Source organism: Tistrella mobilis (genome assembly GCF_041468085.1).
Taxonomy (GTDB): Bacteria; Pseudomonadota; Alphaproteobacteria; order Tistrellales; family Tistrellaceae; genus Tistrella; species Tistrella mobilis_A.
In genome coordinates this window covers 3,791,984-3,815,302 of sequence record NZ_CP121017.1, presented here as the reverse complement: position 1 = coordinate 3,815,302, position 23,319 = coordinate 3,791,984, and the positions used below count along the sequence as shown (strand labels likewise).

The window sequence follows — 23,319 nt, the reverse complement described above, 5'->3', positions numbered from 1 at the left end:
CAGCCGGACGGGGGGTTCCGAAGGCAGTCCGGCATCGCCCGCGGTGCAAGCGGGGCCGGTGGTCTGATCGAGGATCAGCCGAGCGCGTGCTTGGCCAGCTCAAGCTTGGCGATGGTCTCCTGATGGACCTCGTCCGGGCCGTCGGCCAGGCGCAGCGTACGGGCGCCGGCATAGGCCTTGGCCAGGAAGAAGTCCTGGCAGACGCCGCCGCCGCCATGGACCTGGATCGCGCGGTCGATCACGCGGGTCGCCATGTTCGGGGCCACGACCTTGATGGCCGCGATCTCGGACTTGGCATTCTTGTTGCCGACCGTGTCCATCATCCAGGCCGCCTTCAGGGTCAGCAGGCGGGCCTGGTCGATTTCCATGCGCGACTGGGCGATGTAGTGGCGGGTCATGCCATGATCGGCCAGCGTCTTGCCGAAGGCCGTGCGCTGCTGGGCGCGCTTGCACATCAGCTCAAGCGCACGCTCGGCCAGACCGATCAGGCGCATGCAGTGATGGATGCGGCCCGGCCCAAGGCGACCCTGGGCGATCTCGAACCCGCGGCCTTCGCCCAGAAGGATGTTCTCGACCGGCACGCGGACGTTCTCGAACAGCACCTCGGCATGGCCGTGCGGGGCGTCGTCGTAGCCGAACACCTTCAGCGGACGCAGAACCGTGACACCCGGGGTGTCCATCGGCACCAGCACCATCGACTGCTGGCTGTGGCGCGGACCGTCGAAGCGGGTCTTGCCCATGAAGATCAGGATCTTGCAGCGCGGATCCGGCGCGCCGCTGGTCCACCACTTGCGGCCGTTGATGACATACTCGTCACCATCGCGCTCGATCCGGCTCTCGATATTGGTCGCGTCCGACGAGGCGACCAGCGGCTCGGTCATGGCGAAGGCGGAACGGATCTTGCCGTCCAGCAGCGGCTCCAGCCACTGCCGCTTGTGCTCTTCGGTGCCGTAGCGCTCCAGCACTTCCATGTTGCCGGTGTCGGGGGCGTTGCAGTTGAACACCTCCGGCGCGATCTCGGAACGGCCCATCACCTCGCACAGCGGCGCGTAGTCGAGGTTGTTGAGGCCGGCACCGCGCTCGCTGTGCGGCAGGAACAGGTTCCAGAGGCCGGCAGCGCGGGCCTTGGCCTTCAGCTCCTCGATGATCGGGGGCGTGACCCAGCGGTCGGGCGACGCCCGGTGCTGTTCTTCAAAGACGGCCTCCGCCGGATAGACGTAGGCGTCCATGAACTCGATCAGCCGTTCGCGGATTTCCTGCGCCCGCGGACTGATGCCGAACTCCATGGGGGCTTCCTCCTGATCTTGCCGGGCCTTCGGGGTCCGGCTGGCTTGCCAACACTTGTATCAAACAAACGTTTTATCTAGGCTGTGATACCACAGGGCTCCGGGGTTTGTCGATGGAGAAACCGCAGGGAAGGTCAGGCCGGCAGGGGGTGCGGCCGGGGGTCGGGTGCGCCCCTGTCCGGACATGCATGTTTTACATTGTCGCGCCGTCACGCCTGTGTCATCGATATTCGAACGAACGTTGATTTAAAACGTCGCCTGAAACGATTGGCCGCAGGCCCGGCATGTGATGCCCCCGCATTCGCACAGCCGGACGGGCCGCCGCAACGGGCGAACAGCATCGGATGGGAACGCATCGATGGCGGGCACCGACACCAAGGAGAGGATTCTGGACGCGGCCGAGCGTCTGTTCGCCGAGCACACCTATGCCGGTGTGTCGCTCCGCACCATCACGGCCGAAGCGAACGTCAATCTGGCGGCGGTGAACTATCATTTCGGATCCAAGGACGCATTGCTGCAGGCGGTGTTTCACCGCCGGGCGCGGGACCTCAACCGCGAGCGTGTGGCGCTTCTGGCCGAGATCGAGTCCAAGGCCGGCGATCGTCCGCTGCCGCTGGAGGACGTGCTCTACGCCCTGCTGGCGCCACCGATGCGCTGGATGTCGGATCCCGGACGCGGGCTGTCGGTCTTCGTGCAGTTCCTGGCCCGCTGCCGCGCCGACGGCACCCCTGAGATGAAGGCGCTGCTGGACCGTGATGTGCGGCATCTGCACCGCTTCGTGCCGGCCCTTCAGCGGGCGCTGCCCGATCTTGCGGCCGAGGAGATTTATTGGCGGCTGCATTTCTCTCTGGGCATGATGCACTACACCATCACCGATCTCAGCCGTCTGGAGGCGATTTCGCAGGGCGCCTGCGATCTGGATGATTACGACGCGCTGATCCGGCGGATGGTGGCCTTCGCCGCGGCGGGCTTCCGCAATGCACCGCCGCTGAGCCAGGTACCCGTCTTCACCCTCGGCCAGAACGCCCCGGCGGCATCGCCGCGCGCGCAGGCGGAAGAGGATGATACGGTGGAAGCGGCGTCCTGACGGGCGCCCAAGACTGAAACGGATACGGATCGAAACCGGTCGAACGGAGGAAAGACGTGATCAAGGCGGTTCTGTGCACGAAGCTGGGTGGGCCCGAGGATCTTGAGATCAAAGAGATCCAGGCGCCCGAGATGAAGCCCGGCCATGTGCGGGTGCGGGTGCGGGCGGCGGGTGTGAACTTCGCCGATACGCTGATCATCCAGGGCAAGTACCAGGTGCGGCCCGAACTGCCCTTCTCGCCCGGCATTGAACTTGCGGGCGAGGTGACGGAAGTGGCGGCGGACGTCACCCATCTGAAGCCCGGCCAGCGGGTGATGGGCATGGCGCAGAGCGGCGCCTATACCCAGGAGGTGGTGCTGCCCGCAGCCGCGGTGGTGCCGATCCCGGATATGATGGATTTCGCGAGTGCCGCCGCCTTCCCCGTCGCCTATGGCACCTCGCATGTGGCGCTCGATCACCGCGCACGGCTGAAGGCGGGCGAAAAGCTGCTGGTTCTGGGCGCCGCCGGCGGCGTCGGCCTGACTGCGGTCGAGATCGGTGCCGCCATGGGCGCCGAGGTCGTCGCGGTGGCGAGCAGCCCCGAGAAGCTGGAGATCGCCCGCGCCCATGGCGCCACCCATCTGATCGACTATTCGAAGGATGATCTGCGCGAGAAGGTGAAGGACCTGGTCGGCGGCGTCGACGTCGTCTACGACCCGGTCGGCGGTGCCGCCTTCGATGCCTCGTTGCGTTGCATCAACTGGGAAGGCCGCATCCTGGTGATCGGCTTCGCCAGCGGGACCATCCCGCAGATCCCCGCCAACCTGCTGCTGGTCAAGAACGTGTCGGTGGTGGGCACCTTCTGGGGCGCTTACATGCACAAGGACCCCAAGGTTCTGGGCGACAGCCTGAAGACCCTGCTCGGCTGGTATGTCGAGGGCAAGTTGAAGCCGCATGTGTCGGAGACCTTCCCCATGATCGAGGCCCCCAAAGCTCTCAGGGCTTTGATGGAGCGGCGGTCGACCGGCAAGGTGGTCATCGATCTGAACTGACCCGCGACCGTCCGCTTCGGTTGCATCTCGAAGCATGACCGGTCGTGGATCATGGTCCGCGACCGGTTTCATTTATCTAAAATGTATTGCAGATGCGAATTGCGACGCATTTTCGTGCGCATCGTGGCAATTTGCCCGCCGATCCTAACAAATGATTAACTTTTCCCCTGCGATAACTTCCGACCGGGGGGAGTTTCGGGATATTGAACAGTGGGCATGGCGGGTCCGGGCTGGCAGCGAGAGACCCGCTCACGGGACATCTTGGGAAGAGGGACACCGATATGGCGGCTGCGGCGCGTGGGCTGCGCATCGTTCATAAAATTCCCGGTGCCATCGTGGCTGCGGTCGCGATCACATCCATCGTACTCGGCGTCGTCGCCTATCTGGTGTCGTCGCGGGAGCTGGTGGAGGCATCGGAAACCAAGCTGGAAGCGATCACCGAGGGCCGCAAGGCCCGTCTGAACGACTATCTGGAACGGGTGCGGTCCGATGTGGCGGTGCTGGCCGACAATTCGGTGCTGCGCCAGACCCTGATCGACTTCACTTACGCCTTCGAGCTGATCTCGCTGATGGACGACAAGCCCGACGAGATCCTTCAGAAGTCGTACATCACCGACAATCCCGAGACCGACCGGGCCGTGCTGAACAAGGCCGGTGACGGCACCTTCTTCAGCGACAGCCACGAGCGCTATCATCCCTGGCTGCGCGCAGCCTCACGCTCCAAGGGGTATGCCGATCTCTACCTGGTCGACAAGAACGGCTGGGTGGTCTACTCGGTCGAAAAGAACCGGGACTTCGCCGTCAAACTCGAAGACAGCGATGTGGGGCAGAGCGGTCTCGGCCGTGCCGTCGCCGCTGCGCAGGCGACGACCGAACCGGGAACGGTGTCGCTGATCGACTTCACCTATCACCCCCAGGCGAACAACGAGGTCAGCGCCTTCCTGTCGGTGCCGGTCTTCGGTGATGGCGGCTATGTCGGGGCGGTGGTGGTGCGCCTTGCGGTCACGGGCGTCGACAACGTCATGCGCAGTGCCCAGGGCCTGGGGCAGACCGGCGAAACCTATCTGGTCGGTTCCGACGGCTATATGCGGTCCAATTCGCGGCTGTCGGCCGATACCACCGTCCTGGAGCGCCAGGTCAACACCGATGCCGTCGCGGCGGCGCTGGCCGGCAAGAGCGGTGCCGTGCGGGATGTCGGGCCCGGGGGCTACGCCGTGCTGAGCGCCTATCAGCCGCTCGAATTCCTGGGGCAGCGTTGGGCGGTGATCGCCGACGTGGCCGAGGAGGAGATCCTGGCGCCGGTCGTCGACATGCGCAACATGATCGCCGCCGTGGCGGTCGGCCTGATCGTGATCGTCGGCTCCATCGGCATGCTGGTCGCCCGCGGCGTCACCCGCCCGCTCGGCCGGATGACCGGGGCGATGAAGGAACTCTCGAACGGCAACCTCTCGATCGACATTCCCGATCGCGACCGCAGCGACGAGATCGGCGAAATGGCGGCCTCCGTGCAGGTCTTCAAGGACGCCATGGTCGAAAGCCAGCGCCTGGCCGAAGCCCAGCGGCTTGATCAGGAAGAGAAGTCGAAGCGCGCCGAGGAGCTGGTGCGTCTCACCCGCGGCTTCGACGACCGGGTCAGCGGCGTGCTGCGCGGCGTGACGGCGGCCGCGACCGAACTGGATGCCACCGCGCGCTCGATGTCCTCCACCGCCGATGGTGCCCGCCATCAGTCGGACGAGGTGGCCCATGCCACCGCCCAGGCGACCGAGAATGTGCAGACGGTGGCCGCGGCCGCCGAAGAGCTGTCGCATTCGATCGCCGAGATCGGCCGGCAGGTCCACAAATCCTCGACCATCGCCGGCCGCGCGGTCGACGAGGCCGAGCGTACCAACCAGACCGTCTATGGCCTGGCGGCAGCGGCCGAGAAGATCGGCGATGTGGTGCGGCTGATCACCGACATCGCCGAGCAGACCAACCTGCTGGCGCTCAACGCCACGATCGAGGCGGCCCGGGCGGGCGAAGCGGGCAAGGGCTTCGCGGTCGTGGCCTCCGAGGTCAAGAGCCTGGCAAATCAGACGGCGCGGGCGACCGAGGAAATCTCGACCCAGATCGCGGCGGTGCGCGGCGAGACCAACCAGGCCATCGGTGCGATCGAGGGCATCCGCAAGATCATCGTCGAGATCAACGACATCGCCACCTCGATCGCCAGCGCGGTCGAGCAGCAGAGTGCGGCGACCCAGGAGATCGCGTCGAACGTTCAGGCGGCAGCCCGCGGCACCGAGCAGGTCAGCCGCAGCGTCGACGACATGCGCGACGCTGCCCAGGCCACCGGCAGCGCCTCGCAGCAGATCCTGTCTTCGGCCGGTGAACTCGCCCGCCAGGCGACCGATCTGGACAGTGAGGTCCGCAGCTTCCTGGAAGCCGTGCGCGCCGGCTGAGCCCGTCGCCACAGGCCTGACCGCGAACGCGCCCCGGGCGGGTAACCGTCCGGGGCGCGTTCATGTGGCGATGCGGGACCCGCCGCCCTGAATTGGGGATGCCGGGGAGCAGGGCCGGTGCTAGTCTCCAGGCTTCGCCGATCCATCCCGAAAGGTCCCGATGCTCCGCCGCCTCTACGACCGGACCATGGCGCTCGCCGGCCATCGTCACGCCGAACGCGCTCTCGGTGTCGTCAGCTTCGCCGAAAGCTCGTTCTTCCCGATCCCGCCGGATGTGATCCTCGCCCCCATGGTGCTGGCGCAGCGCTCCAAGGCCTGGCGGTTCGCGCTCATCTGCACCCTCACCTCCGTTGCGGGGGCGGTGCTGGGCTATCTGATCGGCTATCTGCTGTTCGAAAGCATCGGCCAGGCGATCCTCGACATCTACGGGCTGCGCGAGGATTTCTCGGCGGCGGCCGAGCGCTACAACGAGCTCGGCTGGGTGATGGTGCTGCTGGCCGGCATCACGCCGATCCCGTTCAAGGTGATCACCATCACCAGCGGTGTGACGGCCATGAACGTCGTCACTTTCATCCTGTCGGCGATCGTTGCCCGTGGCATTCGTTTTTATGCCGTGACCGCGATCGTCTACTGGTTCGGGCCGAAAACCCTTGCCATCGTCGAGAAGCGCCTGGGCCTGTTCACCGCCCTGTTCTGCATTCTGCTGGTCGGCGGTTTCGTGTTGATGCGCTACATCCTCTGACCCGACGGCTCATCTCCGGACGTGAAACGGGCCCTGCGGCGAAGCGCAGGGCCCGTTTCCGTTCGATGCGGGGGCGGCGTCAGGCCGCAGCGGTGCGCCGCGCGGCCCCCAAAGCCGCCCAGACCCGGGCCGGCGTCGCCGGCATGTCGATCTCGTCCGCGCCGGCCGCGATCAGGGCATCGTTGATCGCGTTCATGATCGCCGGGCAGGCGCCGATGGTGCCGGCTTCACCGCAGCCCTTGGAGCCGAGGCCGCTCGACGCCGTCGGCAGATCCTCGTAGAGCCGGATGTCGAGGAAGATCATGTCCTCGGCGCGGGGCATGCCGTAATCCATGAAGCTGCCGGTGAGCAGCTGGCCGCTGTCGTCGTCATAGACCGCATGTTCCATCAGCGCCTGACCCAGCCCCTGGGCCACGCCGCCCTGAACCTGGCCCATCACGATCATCGGGTTGACCACCTTGCCGAAATCGTCGGCGACCACATAGCGCACCGGTTCGACCCGGCCGGTCTCGGGGTCGATTTCGACTTCGGCGACATGGCAGCCATTGGGGAAGGTCGGGGCAGGGCGATCGAAGGTCCGGCTTTCATCGAGCGGTGCGCCGGCGTCCAGCGCAATCTTCGCCACCGCCTCCATATCGATGCCGAGATCGGTGCCGGCCACGGTGAAGCGGCCGTCTTCGAACACCAGATCCTGTGCGGCGGCTTCAAGCTTTTCGGCGGCAATCGACCGTGCCCGCTCTACCACCGCTTCCGATGCCAGACGGATCGCCGACCCCGCCATCTGCAGCGACCGCGAGCCGCCGGTGCCGCCGCCGGTCCTGACCTGCGCCGTGTCGCCCATCATCACCCGCACCTTGTCGAACGGCATGCCGAGCAGCTCTGCCGCCACCTGGGCGAAGGATGTCTCGTGGCCCTGGCCGTTCGACTGGGTGCCGACCAGGACCGTGGCGCTGCCATCGGCTTCGAAACGGATCCTGACCTCTTCCTTGGGGTTGCCCTGGGTCCATTCGATATAGCTGGCCATGCCGATGCCGCGCAGGCGGCCCTTCGCCGCCGACTGCCGGCGACGCTCGGCGAAGCCGGCCATGTCGGCCGCTTCCAGCGCGCGCGACTGCATCAGTGCAAAATCGCCGCAGTCATAGGTCGTGCCCATGGCGTTGGTATAGGGCATCGCCGTGGTCGGGATATAGTTGATCCGGCGCAGCTCCGCCGGGCTGCGGCCGGTGGCGCGGGCGGCGGTATCGATCAGCCGCTCGATCAGATAATTCGCTTCGGGCCGGCCGGCACCGCGATAGGCATCGACCGGGGCGGTGTTGGTGAACACGCCCTTCACATGCAGTGCGGCCACGGGGATTGCATAGACCGTGGTGGCAAGCCCGGCTGCGGCGGAGGTCGGGATCATCGCGCCGAACTGCGAGGCATAGGCGCCCAGATTGGCGACCGTCGATACCTCGAAGGCCGTGAAACGGCCATCGGCATCCAGCCCCAGCCGGGCATGGGTGCGCAGATCGCGGCCATGGGCATCGGTCAGCAGGCTTTCCGAGCGGTCGCCGGTCCATTTCACCGGCCGGCGCAGCTTGCGGGCGGCATAGACCACGGCGACATGTTCAGGATAGAGGAAGATTTTCATGCCGAAGCCGCCGCCGACATCGGGCATGACCACCCGGAACTCGTCCGCCGGCACCTTGAAGACGGCATCGGCCAGGATGCCGCGCAGCCCATGCACGCCCTGACCGTTGGTGTAGACCACGGTCTGGCCGGTTTCCGCATCGATGGTCGCGTTCACCGCCCGTGGCTCCAGCGGATTGGCCGAGACCCGGTTGTTGACGATGTCGATCTCGACCACCTGGTGGGCGGCGGCCATCGCCGCGTCCACGTCGGCCGCCTTGCCCTGGCGCCAGTCGAAACAGAGGTTCGAAGGGGTGCCGTCATGGACGACCACGGCATCGGCCTCAACCGCCTTCAGCGGGTCGACCACCGCCGGGCGCTCGTCATAATCCACCACCACCAGTTCGGCGGCGTCGCGGGCGGCGACCGGATCGGTCGCGACGACCATGGCCACGGCTTCGCCTGCAAAATGCACGGCATCCGAGGCGATCGCCGGGCGTTTCGGTGCCTGCATCCCGCTGCCGTCGGCGTTCTTCACCCGTGCGACCGCCGGCACGCCGCCGATGCCGTCGGCATCCAGATCGGCCCCGGTGAAGACGGCAACCACGCCCTCTGCCGCCGCCGCATCGGCGGTGTCGACCGCAAGGATGCGGGCTGCCGCATGCGGGCTGCGCACGAAGGCCACATGCAGCTGGCCTTCGAAGGAGATGTCGTCGGTATAGCGTCCATGGCCGGTCAGAAAGCGCCGGTCTTCGACGCGACGCACGGCCTGGCCGATTCCGAATTTCAGCATGGGGCGGTCTTCCCTGACGTATCTGTCCGGCGGGTCACTCCGGAACGGTAGCCGATCCCGGCGCGGCGGCGCAATGCTGCCGGTGCCGGGGTCCACGTCGCGGAACCAGGGGCAGGGTTTTCAGGTGTCGCCCGGCGATCATGATGATTTCATGACGCCCGCGACCGGCATTGCCCGGGCGCGAGGTCGAACGATATCGTCGCCGCGGATGACGGCGGCGAGGGGGCGGGTAATGGGCACAGGCAGCAACGGCAGTGCGGGCGAGGTCTTCCGGGCTTTTCTGAAGCTTGGCGTCACCGCCTTCGGCGGGCCTGTGGCGCATCTGGGCTTTTTCCGCACGGAATTCGTCGCCCGTCGCGGCTGGCTGGATGACGAGGCCTATGCGCGGATCGTGGCGCTGTGCCAGTTTCTGCCGGGGCCTGCGAGCAGCCAGGTCGGCATCGCCCTCGGCTTCGGCCGTGCCGGCTGGGCCGGGGCCGCCGCCGCCTGGGCCGGCTTCACCCTGCCGTCGGCCCTGCTGATGATCCTGGCCGGGCTTGCGATCGGTGCCGGTGCCCGGGCGGGGCAGCTGCCGGACGGGCTGACAACCGGGCTCAAGATCGCGGCACTGGCCGTGGTGGTTCAGGCGGTGGCCGGCATGGCGGGTAATCTGGCGCCCGATCGCGCCCGGCGAAGCGTGGCCGCCCTCGCGGCCGTGGTCGCCCTGACCCTGCCCGGGGTGGTCGGGCAGCTTGGTGCCATCCTGATCGGGCTTCTGGCCGCTCTGCTTCTGAATCCGCCTGCGGCGCCCGCCACCGCGGTCCCCGTCGGCCGACGCCCGCTGCGGCGGACCGGCGCGGCAGCACTGCTGATCTTTCTGGCCGGCCTGGTCCTGCTGCCGCTCTGGGCGGCAACGGGTGATGCAACCGGCCGCCTGGTCGACGGCATGTACCGGGCCGGCAGTCTGGTTTTCGGCGGTGGCCATGTGGTTCTGCCGCTGCTGGCCGCGGAAACCGGCGGCCATGTCGACGGGCAAGCCTTCCTGGCCGGCTATGGCCTGGCGCAGGCGGTGCCGGGGCCGCTGTTCACCTTCTCGGCCTTTCTGGGGGCGGCCGGCAGCTGGGGCGGACTGCCGGGATGGCTGGCGGGGGTCATCGCCCTGATCGCGATCTTCGTGCCGGCAGCTTTGCTGGTGGTGGCCGCGCTGCCCTTCTGGGACCGTATCGCCGGCCATCCGGGGGCCCGGCGGGCGGTGGCCGGGGTCAATGCCGCGGTGCTGGGGCTGCTTGCGGCAGCGCTCTACGATCCGGTCTTCGTCACGGCCGTGTCGGGCCCGCGGGACGCCGCGCTCGCCATTCTGGTCCTGCTGGCGCTGCTGGTCTGGCGGCTGCCGGTCTGGGCGCTGGTGCCGGCGGCGGCTGCCGCCGGCATGGCGATGGCCGCCCTCGGCTGACGGGGGCCGGTCAATCGCCCTCGGCGCCGGCCCTGCGCTCCCGGCGCCGATAGATGGTGGAGCTGCTGATGCCCAGCAGTTGGGCGGCCCGGGTAACGTTGCCCTGGCAGAGCAGGATCGCGCGTTCGATCGTCTCGTCGATCACGTCGTCCAGTGGCCGGATCAGCTGTGCCGGATCGTCCTCGGGCAGGGCGAGGGATCCGGCCCGCCAGGTCATGGCCATGGTCACTGCATGGGCGATCCGCCCGGGCGAGGCATCCTGTGGCACCACGTCGATGGCGCCGGCCCGCATGGCGCCAACCACCACCTCGTCGTCATCCTCGGGCAGCCGCACGAAGATCGGCCGGATGTCCGGAACGATGGCGATCAGCCGCTGGATCAGCCCCGCGCGGGGCATGTCGTCGAAGCGCCCCACGATCACCACAGGGGGATGGGAGACCCGGATGGCGGCAAGCGCGCGCTGCGCATCGGGTACGGCCGTGCGCGGCATTCGCATCAGGGAACCCGAGGCCTGATCGAACACCGGAAAGCTGTCGCCACGGCCGACGAGCAGCAGGGCGGGGCGGCGATCGGTGACAGGTGACATACGGTTCATCGGTATCTCGTCTTTCAAGGGCAGAACCCCGGACTGCGGGCAGGCGGATGGCGGCGGGTGTCGCGCCTCCCCCCGTCGAGACGCAACTTGCAACGATCGCTGCGATACGCTTCGCATTCCGCGAGGCGGGCTGCAGAAATCCGGCCCCACCAGCCATGTCCGGCATTGATCAGGCTGATAGCGCAAGTCGCGTGCCACCCCATCCCCCGCAAACAGGGGGCGTGGCGACAGGGGGCGCGGCAACACACCGCATGGTCCGCGAGGGGACGGGTGCGCACCCTCGACCTCTCTACGCCGTCGGTGAGCCGGATGGATGCAGCGCCGACGAACCCGGCTCCGCCCATGGTCAGACATGCAACGGTCACGGGCGGGTCCCTTGCCCTTGCCTTCGCGACACCCCATTTTGACGTGATACATGCCGTCCGGATGCCGACCGCCGGGTCCGGCCGCATTTCGGTCTCGACGACGAAAGGAGAAGGTCTTGGTCGCTCAACTTCCCGCCATGACGGGCGGCAGCAATCTGTCGACCTATCTGAACGAGATTCAGAAGTACCCGATCCTGACTGCCGACGAAGAGTTCATGCTCGCCTGCCGGTGGCGGGACCATGCCGATGCCGACGCGGCGCGCCGGCTGATCACCAGCCATCTGCGTCTCGTCGCCAAGATCGCGCTGGGCTATCGTGGCTATGGCCTGCCGCTGGAGGACGTCATTGCCGAAGGCAATGTCGGCCTGATGCAGGCGGTCAAGCGCTTCGATCCCGACCGCGGCTTCCGGCTGTCGACCTATGCCATGTGGTGGGTCCGCGCCTCGATCCAGGAGTTCATCCTGCGCTCGTGGTCGCTGGTGAAGATGGGGACCACCGCTGCCCAGAAGAAGCTGTTCTTCAACCTGCGCCGGCTGAAGAATCAGATGAACGCCATCGAGGCCGGCGACCTGCCGCCCGAGGTGGTGAAGAAGATCGCGACCGAGCTGGATGTCGGCGAGCACGAGGTGGTGGAGATGAACCGCCGCTTCGCCGGCCCCGACCAGTCGCTGAACGCACCGGTCTCGGCCGAGGGCGACGCCGAATGGCAGGACTGGCTGACCGACAGCCGGCCCAGCCAGGAGACCACGGTTGCCGAGGACGAGGAGCAGTCCAAGCGCATGGGGCTGATGCAGTCGGCGCTGGAAGACCTGAACGAGCGCGAGCGCCACATCTTCACCGAGCGCTGCCTGAAGGAACCGGCCGCGACGCTGGAGGATCTGGCCCAGGTCTACGGCATCAGCCGCGAGCGGGTGCGGCAGATCGAGGTGAGGGCCTTCGAGAAGGTGCAGAAGAAGACGCTTGAACTGGCCATCGCCGACGGCGTCGTCAACGAGGATCAGATGATCGCCGCCCGTGCGGCCGGCGGCCATCGTCAGCTGCGCGGCAGCACCCAGCCGAACTGATCCGGCAGCGTCCGCCGCGGGGATGCGCCCGCACCTGCCGTCCGGCGGGTGCGGGTTTTTTCATGCGGGCAGATCAGTTCAGCCCGATGCTGCCGCTGGGGCGCATCATGCGCAGAACCTGGCCGCTGGGGGCGCGATAGACCCCGCGGGTCGAACTGGTGACGGGGCCGAGCGTGGCGCCGCGGGCGGCCGACGGCATGTGCACCCGTGCTGCCGGCTGCGGCGTGATTGCGCCAGGGCTTGCGTCTTCGGGGGCGGGATCGGCGGCGGCAAGCTGCGTCTCGTCAGCCGCCGGTGCCTGGCGCTGCGCGGCATCCTCGGCGGCGGTCGTGATCGCCGGCGTGCGCTTGCCCGAGGCGGAACCGGTCGGCGCATGGCCGTTGCGCTCCAGCCAGAAATCCAGCACCCGGTTGCGATAGGGCTTAGAGTTGGAGGGCGTGCGGCTGTGATAGAAGCCGACCGCCTCGGTCCAGGTCGCGGTCTCGCCCTGCAGATCTTTCAGGAAGCGGGCGGCATAGTCGGCATTGTAGGCGGGATCGATCATCTGGGTGATGTCGTCGAACTGCTCGCCATGGAAGTGGAAGTTCACCTGCATGCAGCCGATGTCGATATTCCGGACCCCTTTGGCGCGCAGGCTCCGGATTTCCGCCAGGGCAGCCGCCTTGCTCGGCAGGTAGCGGCCGCGGCCCTCGGCATAGATGGTCCAGGGCCAGGCAGTTCTTGCCGAGCGCTCTTTGCTCCAGCGTCCCGATTCCGCCAGTGCGATCGCCGCCAGAAGTCCGTCGGGCAGGCCGTGGCGGGTTTCCGCCGCCGAGATCGCCTGATCGCACACGGTCCAGTCCCGGGCGTTTCCGTCGGGGTCGCCGCCGGCCCTGGCCGGGCCGGATGCCAGGAAAACCGCCAGTCCCGCCAGAAGCATGGTGGCGAGTGCCGTGCCGCGGCGTGCGGAATGGCGGGGGCGGCGCGACGTCATCGGGCGGGGGGTATGGGGCATGGCCTGCGGATCCGGGTGGCGTTCGAGGGACCAGGTGCGGCCATCGGTCATTCAAATCTCATGCCAAATGCTGCGGAGCTGCCGCAGAGCTGTTGCTCATTATCAAGGCATGAAATTCTCTTGCCTCATTCTCGGGCACCCTCTATATGTTGCAGCGCGGCAGGTGAACGCTCCGGCGTTCGCGGCCGTTGCCCAGATCCTTGGGCGTTTCCTCCCTAGACTTAGGGCCGTGTCAGTTTGCTGGCGCGGCCTTTTTTTTACGGCGGCATCAGACGCGTAACAGGCTGGAAGATGTTCGTGCTGCATCTGCACAGATGCTCAACCGGCATGCAGAGCATGCGGCGCCGGCATAACTCCGCGGAATTCCTGGACCTCTTCGGATTTTTTTGTCCATTCTGCCCGACGGGGCCTTGACCGTTTGTGCGGCGCAACGTATCTTCATACCTGTAACGGGCGCTTGGCGGCGCCGCTGTTGCAGCCCAGTTTTGGGCGTTTCCTCCCTAGACTTTGGGCCGTACCGATTGCTGGTACGGCCTTTTTTTTGTGGCCGGATGCTGCGTTGCGGGATGGGTCCGTTGTCAGATTTTGCACACGCGAATACCCATATAACGGGTATGAAACCGATTACAGTTCCCCTCTTGACCTCTGCTGCGTCGCAGCGTATATATTGCAATGCGTCATAAGACGCTGTGCGTCTGGTGATGCTGCCCATCTTCTTGGGCGTTTCCTCCCTAGACTTGGGCCGTATCAGATTGCTGATACGGCCTTTTTTTTGTCCGGATCAGCACCGCGGCCAGGCTCTCTGATTCGTGCTGCATCTGCGAAAAATGCTCATGCAAAACCCCGCCATTCAGGGAATGGCGGGGTGAAGAGCGGCCGATCGACGGATGGTCAGGCGGCTTCGGCGCCCGGCGGGTTGGGCTGGTAAAGCCGGTCCTCGGGCAGGACGTCGCCGGGGGCATAGTCGGTAGCGCTGGCTATCTCGTCATAGATCGGCTGGAAGTCCTGCGCGGTCTCTTCGAACAGCTCTTCGAAGGATCGGATGACGAAATAGGTCTCCTGGAAATCGTCGATGCGATAGCGGGTGCGCATCACCCGTCGCAGGTCGAAGCCCAGCCGATTGGGGCGCCGGTCCTCCAGCGCATAGATCGATTCCCCCTTCGACGACGCAATGCCCGATCCGTAGATGCGCAGGCCGTCATCCGTGGCGATCAGCCCGAACTCCACCGTGTACCAGTAGAGCCGCGCCAGATTGTGCAGGCAGTGGCGGGCATCGGCGCGAAGTCCTGCCTGACCATAGGCCTGCATGTAATCGGCAAAAACCGGGTTCATCAGCAGCGGTACGTGGCCGTAGATGTCGTGGAAGACGTCCGGTTCCTGCAGATAGTCCAGCTGCTCGCGGGTGCGGATGAAGCTGGTCGAAGGGAAGCGGCGTTCCGACAGGTGCCGGAAGAAAACATCATCCGGCACCAGCCCCGGTACGCAGACGATCCGCCAGCCGGTGGTCTTTTCCAGAACGTCGGACAGGCGCTCGAATTCCGGCACCCCGTCGGCCGCGATGCCCAGGCCCGAAAGCCCGTCAATAAAGGCCGGAACGGCCCGGTTCCGCAGGATCCGGGCCTGGCGCTCGAACAGGAAGCGCCAGATCGCGTGCTCCTCCTGGGTCAGCTTCTCCCAATGCTGATCCCTGGTGAAGTCGTCCCGGATCTCTGCCGCGTGGTCGCGATACCCCTTGGTCATGGTCGCAAAATCCTCGTCGCACCGTTGAAGGGAGCGTTTGAGGGGGAGTCTGCGTGCGTCCCGCGGCTTTTTCAAGCCGGGAAAGTTTCAAGTGAAACGAATTAGGGGTTGAGAAAGGCGCTCAATCTTCCGGTGCGGTAGAAGATCCTTCGCCCAGGCTGCGCTGCAGCATGATCGCGTCGATCCAGCGGCCGAATTTGTAGCCGATCGCCTTGAATTCGCCCGCATGGGTGAAGCCCAGCCCCTGATGCAGGGCCAACGAGGCGGGGTTGCCCGGATGGCCGATCACCGCCACCATCTGCCGGAAACCCGCCGCCGTGCAGCGCCGGACCAGTTCGGCCAGCACGGCCCGTCCCAGGCCCCGCCCGGTCTGGCCACGGCCGACATAGACCGAGTTCTCGACCGTGAACCGATAGGCGGCACGCATCCGGAAAGGCGATGCATAGGCGAAGGCCTTCACCTCGCCCGCTTCCACCGCGACCAGAAAGGGCAGGCCGCGATCGAGCGCGGCCAGTCGCCGGGCCCGCATCTCGTTCAGATCCGGCGCCACCAGTTCGAAGCTGACCGTGGTGTTGGCGACATAATAGCTGTAGATCGCATGCACCTGGGCCATGTCGGCCTCGGTGGCGTCGCGGACGACGACCCCGGGTTGGGGAAGCGGATGACGATCGGGTTTGGGCATGGTGAGCACGGCCATCGGATCGGGGCGCCCTTCGAAATGCGTCGAGGCTGGCAGCGGAGCCGACCGCGGGCGACGGTCGGACCCATGAGCGGGCATCCGCAAGGGATGCCGGGGTGCCGGGACGGCGGCAAAGGCCGGCGAACCGCGGCGGTCAGCCTCGTCGTTCCACGCCGAGGGCGGCGAGCAGGGCGCTGTCGCGACCCAATGTCTCGATCAGCAGGGTGAGATCGGCGGCAATCCGCGTCAGCTCCGGCAGCGGCTCGACCACGCTCTCATCCATATAAAGAGCGCGGTTGATCTCGATCTGCAGGGCGTGCACGCCGGTCACCGGGCGGCCGTAATGTTCCGTCACATAGCCGCCGGCATAGGGCCGGTTGCGGGCCACATTGTAGCCCATCCCCTCCAGCATCTGCTGGGCGGCATCGATCACCCGGGGGGCGCAGGCGGCACCGAAACGGTCGCCCAGCACGAAATCCACCCGCCGGTCGCCCGGATCGTGATCCATCGGCCCGCCCACCGAAGGCATGGAGTGGCAATCGACCAGCAGCACGCCGCCGAACCGGCTGCGCACCTCGTCGATCGTCGCCTTCAGCGCCGCATGATAGGGGAAGTAGTAGCGGGCGATGCGCAGCTCCGCCTCGGCCCAGAACAGCTTGCGGCCATAGATCTCCAGGCCGTTGGTCACCACGCGCGCGATGGTGCCGAGCCCGCCCATCACCCGCCGTGAACCGGCGTTGACGAAAGACGGCACCTGGTCGGCGAACATCTGCGGGTCGATTTCATAGGGCTCGCGGTTGACGTCGACATAGGCCCTGGGGAAACGCGCACGGATCAGCGGCGCCCCCAGCGCCGGGGCGGCGGCCCACAGCCGGTCGACGAACGCATCTTCCGAATTGCGCAGCGTCAGCGGATCGAGATTGGACGATGCCCGGAAGCCGTCGGGATAGCAGCTCCCGGAATGGGGCGAAGCGAAGACGAAGGGCAGCCGGAGGTCGGCCGGGCGCAGCACTTCCACCGCCGGATCGACCCATTCGTCGAACCCGGCGCCGGCCGTCGCTGCCCCCGCCATCTCCAGGCGGTCTTCCGTATCGAAGCCCAAATCGGCCATCGGTCGGTCTTGTCCCCCGATCTGCCGCCGATGCCCGCTGCCCGGTCCCATCCGGGTGCCGCATCGATCCAGGCCCACATGAATACGGCATTCCGCCCCCTATGTCATGCCATTCGGTCCCCCCGACCGGCCCGCGCGGCACAGGGCGGTCATGTCCGCGTCGCATGGGCAACACCTTGCGGCGGCAGCGCATTCCCGGGGCGGCGACACGGAACCGTCACGGGCATGCATTTCCGGGCTTGCACGGCCTTTCGGGCTGCGTTATATGAACGCCCACACCGACACCGGGTACAGAAAAGCCCGATGCGGTGCGGACATGGACGCGTAGCTCAGCGGTAGAGCACCACGTTGACATCGTGGGGGTCACAAGTTCAATCCTTGTCGCGTCCACCATCGAAACCCCCTGGGAAACCAGGGGGTTTCGTCGTTTTTCGGCTGTGGGAAACGCCACAGGCCGTTCATGTCGACGCTGGGCATCACGGACCGCGCCAGCTACATCCCGGGCAGTGCAACGCGCCACGACACCTCGTGCCGCACAACCGGGGAGACGTTTCATGCGCATCGCCACTGCGGCCGCCGCCCTTGCGCTCGCCATTCCCGCCGTCGCCTATGCTCACCATGGCTGGAGCAGTTACGATGCCTCCAGGCCCCTTGTCGTCACCGGGCCCGTGATCTCGTCGAACTATGGCAACCCGCACGGTTCGCTCGAAATCCGGCATGAAGGCGCGCTCTGGAGTGTTGTTCTGGCGCCCCCCTCGCGCATGACCGCCCGTGGACTTTCGGCTGAGATGATTGCCGAAGGGCGCGAAGTGACGGTGGAGGGCTATCCGCGCCGGGACGGGACACCTGAAATCCGGGCCGAGCGCATTACGGCCGATGGTAAAACCGTCGAACTGCGCTGATGGCGGCGGCCCTGACGGAGCTCGCCGCGGCGGCTGTCGAGGCCTCGGCGGCGGGAACGTTCATGCGTGGCTCCGTTCTCGCCTATCCGGTCGCCAATCTTGCTCATCTGGCGGGGCTTGTCCTGCTCCTGGGTGGCATCGGCCTGCTCGATCTCCGCTTGCTGGGGGCGCTGCGCGCCCTGCCGCTGTCGGCGGTGGTCCGCTATATGGTGCCGGCCGCCGCAGGGGGACTGTTTCTGTTGATCGTCTCGGGCATCGCCATGTTTGCGGCCGATGCGAGGGCGCTTGCGGTGCATGACGGCTTCCGGCTGAAGCTTCTGCTCATCCTGGCCGGTATCTTGAATGCCGGCCTGGTGCATATCTTCTGGAAGCATCGGCTTGCCCGGCCGGAGCCCGGAGGGCAGGTGCCCTCCGGGCTCCGTATTCAGGCGGCGGTATCGCTCGCTCTCTGGTGCTGGATCGCCGTCGAGGGACGGATGATCGCCTATGGCTGAAGGCCGAGGCCAAGCGCATCGAGCCGTGCTGCGGCGATCCCCGCCGCCAGCCCGGCCGTGCGCAGCTGGCCGAAGGTGGTGTCGTCGATCGGGATGCCCCCGGCCCGCCGGGCGGCGCGGGCGGCGATTTCGGGCTCGCCCGGGATCAGCACCGGCTGCCCCGGGGCGGAGCGGGAGGATCGCATGTGGTCGAGCAGGGCGCGGGTCTCGGCCGCGAGCCAGGCGGTGTCGACAAGCCGGCCGGGCTCGATCACGATCGCGAACATGCTGTTCAGGATGGCGTCGGAGCGCGGATTGCCGGGCTGAGAGGTTCCGGCACCGGCAAGGGCGCCGGCCAGAAGTTCGCAGAACAGGGCCAGCCCATAGCCCTTGTGGCCGGCCATGGGCAGCAGCGCGCCCTGGGGGTCGGCGAACATCACCCCCGGATCGGTGGTCGGCCGGCCCTCGGCATCGATCAGCAGCCCCTCTGCCATCGGCTCGCCCTTGTTCATCGCCACCCGGCATTTGCCGAGCGCCACGCCGCTGGTGGCGGCGTCGAAGATCACCGGCGGCGCACCATCGGGGCCGGGGAAGGACAGGCAGATCGGGTTGGTGGAAAAGCGCGGGTCGAAGCCTGCATGCGGCGCCACCAGCGACGGTGACCCGGTGACGTTGACGAACATCAGCCCCACCTGGCCCGCGGCAGCCACCTGCTCGCCATAGCTGCCGATCCGGCCCATATGGTGGCAGTTGCGCAGTGCCAGCACCGCAGCCCCGGTCTCGCGGGCGCGGGCGATCGCCGTCTCGGTGGCGGCTTTCGCGATCACCTGGCCATATCCCTGCTCGCCGTCGATCACGATCATCGGGCCGGCATCGGCCACGACCCGCCCCGTGCGGCCCGGGCGGAGGACGCCTGCGGCGGCGTTCTGCAGATAGCGCGGGATCATGCCCACACCATGGCTGTCATGGCCGGCCAGGTTCGCCTCGACCAGATGGCCGGCGACGATGCTTGCCTCCTCGGGCGTGCTGCCGCCTGCCTCGATCAATGCCGCTGCGGCGGCACGCAAGACCTCGTGATCGATGATCCGCATCGCTTTCTGCTCCTTTGCGCGGGCGAGGGATTGCCGGTTCTCCGGCGAATTCCCTTGCGCGACCGGCAGATGGTATACCACTCTCTGAGCAACGCCCCCAGCGAAGCCGGACTCCGATGACCGCGACACGCGACCGCAGCCCCAGCCTCACCCAGACCCAATCCGTGTACCAGTCGCTGCGCGATGCGATCCTGGGCGTGGAGTTGCGGCCCGGCGAGGCGATTTCGGAGCGCTGGCTGGAAGGGCGGCTGGCGGCGTCGCGCACGCCGGTGCGCTCGGCCCTGGTCCGGCTGGAGGGCGAGGGGCTGGTGCAGCGACAGGGCCGCGGCTATGTGGTGACGCCGATCGATATCGGCGAAATCGAGCAGGCCTATGTCTTCCGCGAGACCATCGAGACCACGGTCGTCCGGCTTGCCGCCGCGCGTGCCGATGCGCTCGACCTGTCGGGCATCGAACCGCTGATCCTGCCCGAGGTCCGGGACACCTCCAGCGACGAGTGGTTCGATATCGGCATCGCCTTCCATGTCGAACTGGCGCGGCTTGCCGGCAATGCCTTCTTCGTGCGCGCGATCGACGATGTGATGACCCGCATCGCGCGCGGTCGCTGGCTGGAGATCTGGTCGACCGGCGGGCGCGAGCGCGCCTTCATCGAGCATGAACGCATCGTGGAACTGGTGAAGGCCGGGGACGGAGAGGCGGCGGCCGCCGCCATCCAGTCGCATGTCCGCCATGGCCGCGACCGGCTGCTCGATGCCCTGAAGACACAGCGCCGCGGCTTCGCGGTGCGCGGGTTTGCCGTCCTCGATGGGACCGAGGCGGATTGACGACGGGGCTGCGGTAACCGGCCCGCCTGCGGCCGGACCCGTGACCGGCCCTTATTTCAGACGATCAACGAGACGATCCAAGGGGAGACGAAACGCCATGACCATGCCTGCCGACACCCGGTCGCCGGCCGCAAAGCGGCTGCTGCGCAAGCATTTCGCGGGCCTTCTTTCGGCTGCGGCCTTCGCCGTGGCACTGGTCGCCGGCCAGGGTGCCGAGGCCGCCGATCCGGTGGTGATGCGGATCAGCCACCAGCTGCCGCCCGCGCATCACATCGCGCAGCTGATCGACCAGTTCGCGGCCGATGTTGAGGCGAAGAGTCAGGGGGCCATCGACGTCCAGATCTTCGGCGCCGAGCAGGCCTACAAGGCCAATCAGAATCATCCGGCGGTGGCGCGCGGCCAGGTCGAGGCGGCGGTGTCGACCAATTTCCAGTGGGGCAACACCATCCCGGAAATGAATGTCGTCACGCTGCCCTACTTCTTCACGAAGCTGGAGCGGATCGAGAAGTTTCCAGGCTCGCCTGCCGAGGCGCTGCTGAATGAGAAGCTGCTCGAAAAGGGCGTGCGCAACATCGCCTGGTTCTATACCACCCGCCAGTCGATTTTCACCTCGGCCTCCAAGCCGTTGATCGCGGTCGATGATTTCAAGGGCGTGAAGATCCGCGGCCTGAACAAGCTGGTCGACGAGGGGCTGATCGCCGCTGGTGCTGCACCGGCGGCGATGCCGGGCTCGGAAGTCTATCAGGCGCTGCAGACCGGCGTGATCGATGCCGGCCTGACCGACGTGTCGGCCGCCTTCAGCCGCCGGTTCTACGAGGTGCAGAAATACGGCACGGTCTCGCCCTTCTTCAGCGTCTACTTCCATCTCTACGTCAACCCGTCCTGGCATGACGGCCTGGCGCCGGAGCTGCGCAAGGTGGTCGACGATGCCGCGAAGTCGGCCGAGGCGGCCTCGATTCCGCTGACCGAGAAGACGGCCGAAGCCGCCATCCGCGATCTTCAGGAGAAGGGCATGACCATTCATGTCCAGACCCCGGAAGAGGCGGCTGCTTTCGAAGCCGTGATGCTGCCGCCGGTGATGGAGGCCTTCAAGGCGTCCAGCCCCGACGCGGCGAAGCTCGTCGACCTCGTCAACGCGCTCTGAGCGGAGACGACAGGGGACCGTCCCGGCCGATGTCGCACGAACCGACCGGTCACCGCCCGCCGCCACCGTCCCCGGTGGTCGCGGGTGGTCTCGCCCGCCTGCTGCTCGGTTTCGACCGGGTGGTGCGCGTGATCTCGCTTCTGGCCGCCGGGATCGCGGCGGTGATGCTGCTGACGGCCTTCGTGCTGATCTGCTGGTCGATCATTCAGCGCTATTTCGCCGGCCGGCCTGTGGTCTGGACCGACGAACTGGTCGGCTACGGGCTGGTGGCGATCGTCATGCTCGGTGCACTCGATGCGCTGCGCCGCGGCGAACACATCTCGGTCGACGTGCTGACCCAGCGGCTGGGGCGCCGGGCCGGCGCCGCGGTTGCGGCGGCGGGGCTGGTCGCGGTCGGCATCGTCGGCGTGATCCTGATCATCGAAGCCTGGGAGATGGTCTCTTTCACGCGGATGATCGGCATCGTCTCGACCGGCTATCTCGCCATGCCGATGGAATATCCTCAGGCTTTCGTCGGGATCGGCGGCATCCTGCTGCTGCTGGGGGCACTTGGTGGTCTTGCCCGCATGGCGGCCGGGCTGTCCCCGGTCGACGAGGCGGGTGAGCCCGCGGCATCGGCAGAGGGAGGCCCGCGTCCATGACCTTCCTGCTCATCCTGACCGGTGTGGTGCTGGTGCTGCTGACCGGTCTGCCGGTCTTCACCGGGCTCGGCCTGTTCGCCGGCGGGCTGCTGCTGGTGACCCAGGGCGACCTCGGCGCGCTGGGCGAAGTGGTGTTCGGCCAGCTGGACAGCTATCTGCTGGTCGCGATCCCGCTCTTCACCCTGATGGCCCATATCATGATCCGCGGCCGGGTGGTGGACGATCTCTACGGCACCGCCCATACCCTGCTCCGGCATCTGCCCGGCGGCATCGGTATCGCCACGGTCTTCGCCTGCACCATCTTCGCGGCCATTTCGGGCTCCAGCATCGCCACTGCGCTGACCGTGGGCGCCGTGGCCATCCCGCAGATGATCCATTACGGCTACAAACCGCGCGTCGCTTATGGCGTGGTGGCTGCCGGCGGCACGCTCGGCATCCTGATCCCGCCCTCGGGGCCGATGGTGCTTTATGGCGTGATCAGCGACACCTCGATCGGCGGCCTGTTCATGGCCGGCATCCTGCCCGGGCTGATGATCGCGGTGCTCTTCGCCGTCTGGTGCGCGGTCAATGATCGCGGCACGCTCCGCCAGCCGCGGGCGTCGCTGGGAGAGATGGGTCGGGCGCTGCGCAAATCGGGCTGGGCCCTGTCGCTGCCGGTCTTCGTGCTGGGCGGCATGTATGCGGGCGTCTTCACGGCCACCGAGGCGGCGGCGGCCGGTGCGCTGGCGGCGCTGGTCGTCTCGGCCGTCATCTATCGCAATTTCGGCCTGCGCGACCTCTGGGCCTCGGCGATGGATGCGGTCCGCACCTCGGCCATGCTGTTCATGATTCTGGCGGCTGCCGGCGTCTTCGGCCATGTGCTGACCAAGATGCGCGTGCCGCAGCAGATCGTCGAACTGGTGGTCCATTGGGATGTGGGCGTCGCCGGTTTCCTGATCGCGATGATGGTGCTGATCGCGCTCCTCGGCATGTTCCTGGAGACGATCTCGATCATCCTGATCACCACGCCGGTCGTCCTGCCGGTGATGGCCCATCTGGGCATCAACCCGATCTGGTACGGCATTCTGTTGACCATCAACCTGGAACTGGCGCTGATCACGCCGCCGGTGGGCATGAACCTGTTCACCATCAAGGCGATTGCCAAGGCGCCGATGGGAGAGGTGATCCGCGGCGTCGGCCCTTATGTGTTCCTGATGGTGATCGGTCTGGTCCTGGTCATGATCTGGCCCGACATCGCCCTCTGGCTGCCATCGACCATGCGGTGACGGCAGCCGGGGGCGGC

At 67.0% G+C, this 23,319-nt stretch carries 20 protein-coding genes and 1 tRNA gene; 13 read left to right on the top strand and 8 right to left on the bottom strand.

Going from position 1 to position 23,319, the window contains the following annotated elements; all coding sequences use genetic code 11:
• Positions 1 to 74: 74 nt before the first annotated feature.
• Positions 75 to 1,286 carry an acyl-CoA dehydrogenase gene (locus P7L68_RS22775; RefSeq protein ID WP_372001930.1) on the bottom strand — a complete coding sequence of 404 codons (1,212 nt, stop codon included), beginning with the start codon at positions 1,284 to 1,286 and terminating at the stop codon, positions 75 to 77.
• 358 nt (positions 1,287 to 1,644) lie between these two features.
• Between P7L68_RS22775 and P7L68_RS22770 the strand changes: the two genes are divergently transcribed.
• The 4 genes from P7L68_RS22770 to P7L68_RS22755 all read left to right on the top strand — a co-directional run bounded on the left by P7L68_RS22770 (position 1,645) and on the right by P7L68_RS22755 (position 6,581).
• Complete coding sequence (locus tag P7L68_RS22770) at positions 1,645 to 2,373, top strand: TetR/AcrR family transcriptional regulator (protein WP_372001928.1); 729 nt, start codon at positions 1,645 to 1,647, stop codon at positions 2,371 to 2,373.
• A 59-nt stretch (positions 2,374 to 2,432) separates the two neighbouring features.
• Positions 2,433 to 3,404 carry an NADPH:quinone oxidoreductase family protein gene (locus P7L68_RS22765; RefSeq protein ID WP_372006929.1) on the top strand — a complete coding sequence of 324 codons (972 nt, stop codon included), beginning with the start codon at positions 2,433 to 2,435 and terminating at the stop codon, positions 3,402 to 3,404.
• A gap of 281 nt (positions 3,405 to 3,685) precedes the next feature.
• On the top strand, positions 3,686 to 5,839 hold the full coding sequence (locus P7L68_RS22760) for a methyl-accepting chemotaxis protein (protein ID WP_372001927.1): 2,154 nt from the start codon (positions 3,686 to 3,688) through the stop codon (positions 5,837 to 5,839).
• Between the two features lie 160 nt (positions 5,840 to 5,999).
• Entirely contained in the window at positions 6,000 to 6,581 is a 582-nt protein-coding gene (locus P7L68_RS22755; RefSeq protein ID WP_372001925.1) for a YqaA family protein, read from the top strand.
• A gap of 79 nt (positions 6,582 to 6,660) precedes the next feature.
• Here P7L68_RS22755 and P7L68_RS22750 read toward each other — a convergent pair whose 3' ends face one another.
• On the bottom strand, positions 6,661 to 8,982 hold the full coding sequence (locus P7L68_RS22750) for a xanthine dehydrogenase family protein molybdopterin-binding subunit (protein WP_372001923.1): 2,322 nt from the start codon (positions 8,980 to 8,982) through the stop codon (positions 6,661 to 6,663).
• A gap of 232 nt (positions 8,983 to 9,214) precedes the next feature.
• Between P7L68_RS22750 and chrA the strand changes: the two genes are divergently transcribed.
• A complete protein-coding gene (chrA, locus tag P7L68_RS22745) occupies positions 9,215 to 10,414 on the top strand; it encodes a chromate efflux transporter (RefSeq protein ID WP_372001921.1) in 1,200 nt (399 codons plus the stop codon).
• A gap of 10 nt (positions 10,415 to 10,424) precedes the next feature.
• Here chrA and P7L68_RS22740 read toward each other — a convergent pair whose 3' ends face one another.
• Entirely contained in the window at positions 10,425 to 11,009 is a 585-nt protein-coding gene (locus P7L68_RS22740) for a helix-turn-helix domain-containing protein (protein ID WP_372001919.1), read from the bottom strand.
• Positions 11,010 to 11,511: 502 nt separating this feature from the next.
• On the opposite strand from P7L68_RS22740, the gene rpoH reads away from it, so the two are divergent.
• On the top strand, positions 11,512 to 12,438 hold the full coding sequence (gene rpoH / locus P7L68_RS22735; RefSeq protein WP_372006928.1) for an RNA polymerase sigma factor RpoH: 927 nt from the start codon (positions 11,512 to 11,514) through the stop codon (positions 12,436 to 12,438).
• A 73-nt stretch (positions 12,439 to 12,511) separates the two neighbouring features.
• Here rpoH and P7L68_RS22730 read toward each other — a convergent pair whose 3' ends face one another.
• The 4 genes from P7L68_RS22730 to P7L68_RS22715 all read right to left on the bottom strand — a co-directional run bounded on the left by P7L68_RS22730 (position 12,512) and on the right by P7L68_RS22715 (position 16,962).
• The gene (locus P7L68_RS22730; protein WP_372001917.1) at positions 12,512 to 13,483 is read right to left on the bottom strand and encodes a transglycosylase SLT domain-containing protein; all 972 of its coding nucleotides are present in this window, start codon (positions 13,481 to 13,483) and stop codon (positions 12,512 to 12,514) included.
• An 840-nt stretch (positions 13,484 to 14,323) separates the two neighbouring features.
• Positions 14,324 to 15,172 (bottom strand): phenylalanine 4-monooxygenase, encoded by an 849-nt coding sequence (phhA, locus tag P7L68_RS22725; RefSeq protein ID WP_372001915.1) that lies wholly within the window; start codon positions 15,170 to 15,172, stop codon positions 14,324 to 14,326.
• 121 nt (positions 15,173 to 15,293) lie between these two features.
• Positions 15,294 to 15,869 carry an N-acetyltransferase family protein gene (locus tag P7L68_RS22720; protein WP_372001914.1) on the bottom strand — a complete coding sequence of 192 codons (576 nt, stop codon included), beginning with the start codon at positions 15,867 to 15,869 and terminating at the stop codon, positions 15,294 to 15,296.
• A gap of 136 nt (positions 15,870 to 16,005) precedes the next feature.
• Positions 16,006 to 16,962: an N-formylglutamate amidohydrolase gene (locus tag P7L68_RS22715; RefSeq protein WP_372001913.1), complete on the bottom strand. Its 957-nt coding sequence runs from the start codon at positions 16,960 to 16,962 to the stop codon at positions 16,006 to 16,008.
• Positions 16,963 to 17,280: 318 nt separating this feature from the next.
• Here P7L68_RS22715 and P7L68_RS22710 point away from each other — a divergent pair.
• The 3 genes from P7L68_RS22710 (at position 17,281) to P7L68_RS22700 (ending at position 18,358) form a co-directional block, all read left to right on the top strand.
• A tRNA-Val gene (locus P7L68_RS22710) sits at positions 17,281 to 17,355 on the top strand.
• Between the two features lie 161 nt (positions 17,356 to 17,516).
• Complete coding sequence (locus tag P7L68_RS22705) at positions 17,517 to 17,864, top strand: DUF6152 family protein (protein WP_372001911.1); 348 nt, start codon at positions 17,517 to 17,519, stop codon at positions 17,862 to 17,864.
• A gap of 62 nt (positions 17,865 to 17,926) precedes the next feature.
• The gene (locus tag P7L68_RS22700) at positions 17,927 to 18,358 is read left to right on the top strand and encodes a hypothetical protein (RefSeq protein WP_372001910.1); all 432 of its coding nucleotides are present in this window, start codon (positions 17,927 to 17,929) and stop codon (positions 18,356 to 18,358) included.
• On the opposite strand, the gene P7L68_RS22695 is transcribed toward P7L68_RS22700, so the two are convergent.
• Positions 18,349 to 19,428, bottom strand: a complete 1,080-nt coding sequence (locus P7L68_RS22695; RefSeq protein ID WP_372001908.1) for a malate/lactate/ureidoglycolate dehydrogenase — start codon at positions 19,426 to 19,428, stop codon at positions 18,349 to 18,351. The genes P7L68_RS22700 and P7L68_RS22695 overlap by 10 nt on opposite strands.
• A 116-nt stretch (positions 19,429 to 19,544) precedes the next feature.
• Here P7L68_RS22695 and P7L68_RS22690 point away from each other — a divergent pair, with 116 nt between their 5' ends.
• From P7L68_RS22690 to P7L68_RS22675, 4 genes are all read left to right on the top strand, one after another.
• Complete coding sequence (locus tag P7L68_RS22690) at positions 19,545 to 20,252, top strand: GntR family transcriptional regulator (protein ID WP_014744182.1); 708 nt, start codon at positions 19,545 to 19,547, stop codon at positions 20,250 to 20,252.
• A gap of 97 nt (positions 20,253 to 20,349) precedes the next feature.
• A complete protein-coding gene (gene dctP, locus P7L68_RS22685) occupies positions 20,350 to 21,396 on the top strand; it encodes a TRAP transporter substrate-binding protein DctP (RefSeq protein WP_372001906.1) in 1,047 nt (348 codons plus the stop codon).
• Between the two features lie 29 nt (positions 21,397 to 21,425).
• Positions 21,426 to 22,037, top strand: coding sequence for a TRAP transporter small permease (locus P7L68_RS22680; protein ID WP_372001903.1), 612 nt, complete (start codon positions 21,426 to 21,428; stop codon positions 22,035 to 22,037).
• The gene (locus tag P7L68_RS22675; RefSeq protein WP_372001902.1) at positions 22,034 to 23,302 is read left to right on the top strand and encodes a TRAP transporter large permease; all 1,269 of its coding nucleotides are present in this window, start codon (positions 22,034 to 22,036) and stop codon (positions 23,300 to 23,302) included. Before P7L68_RS22680 ends, P7L68_RS22675 begins: the two co-directional genes overlap by 4 nt.
• Positions 23,303 to 23,319: the final 17 nt, after the last annotated feature.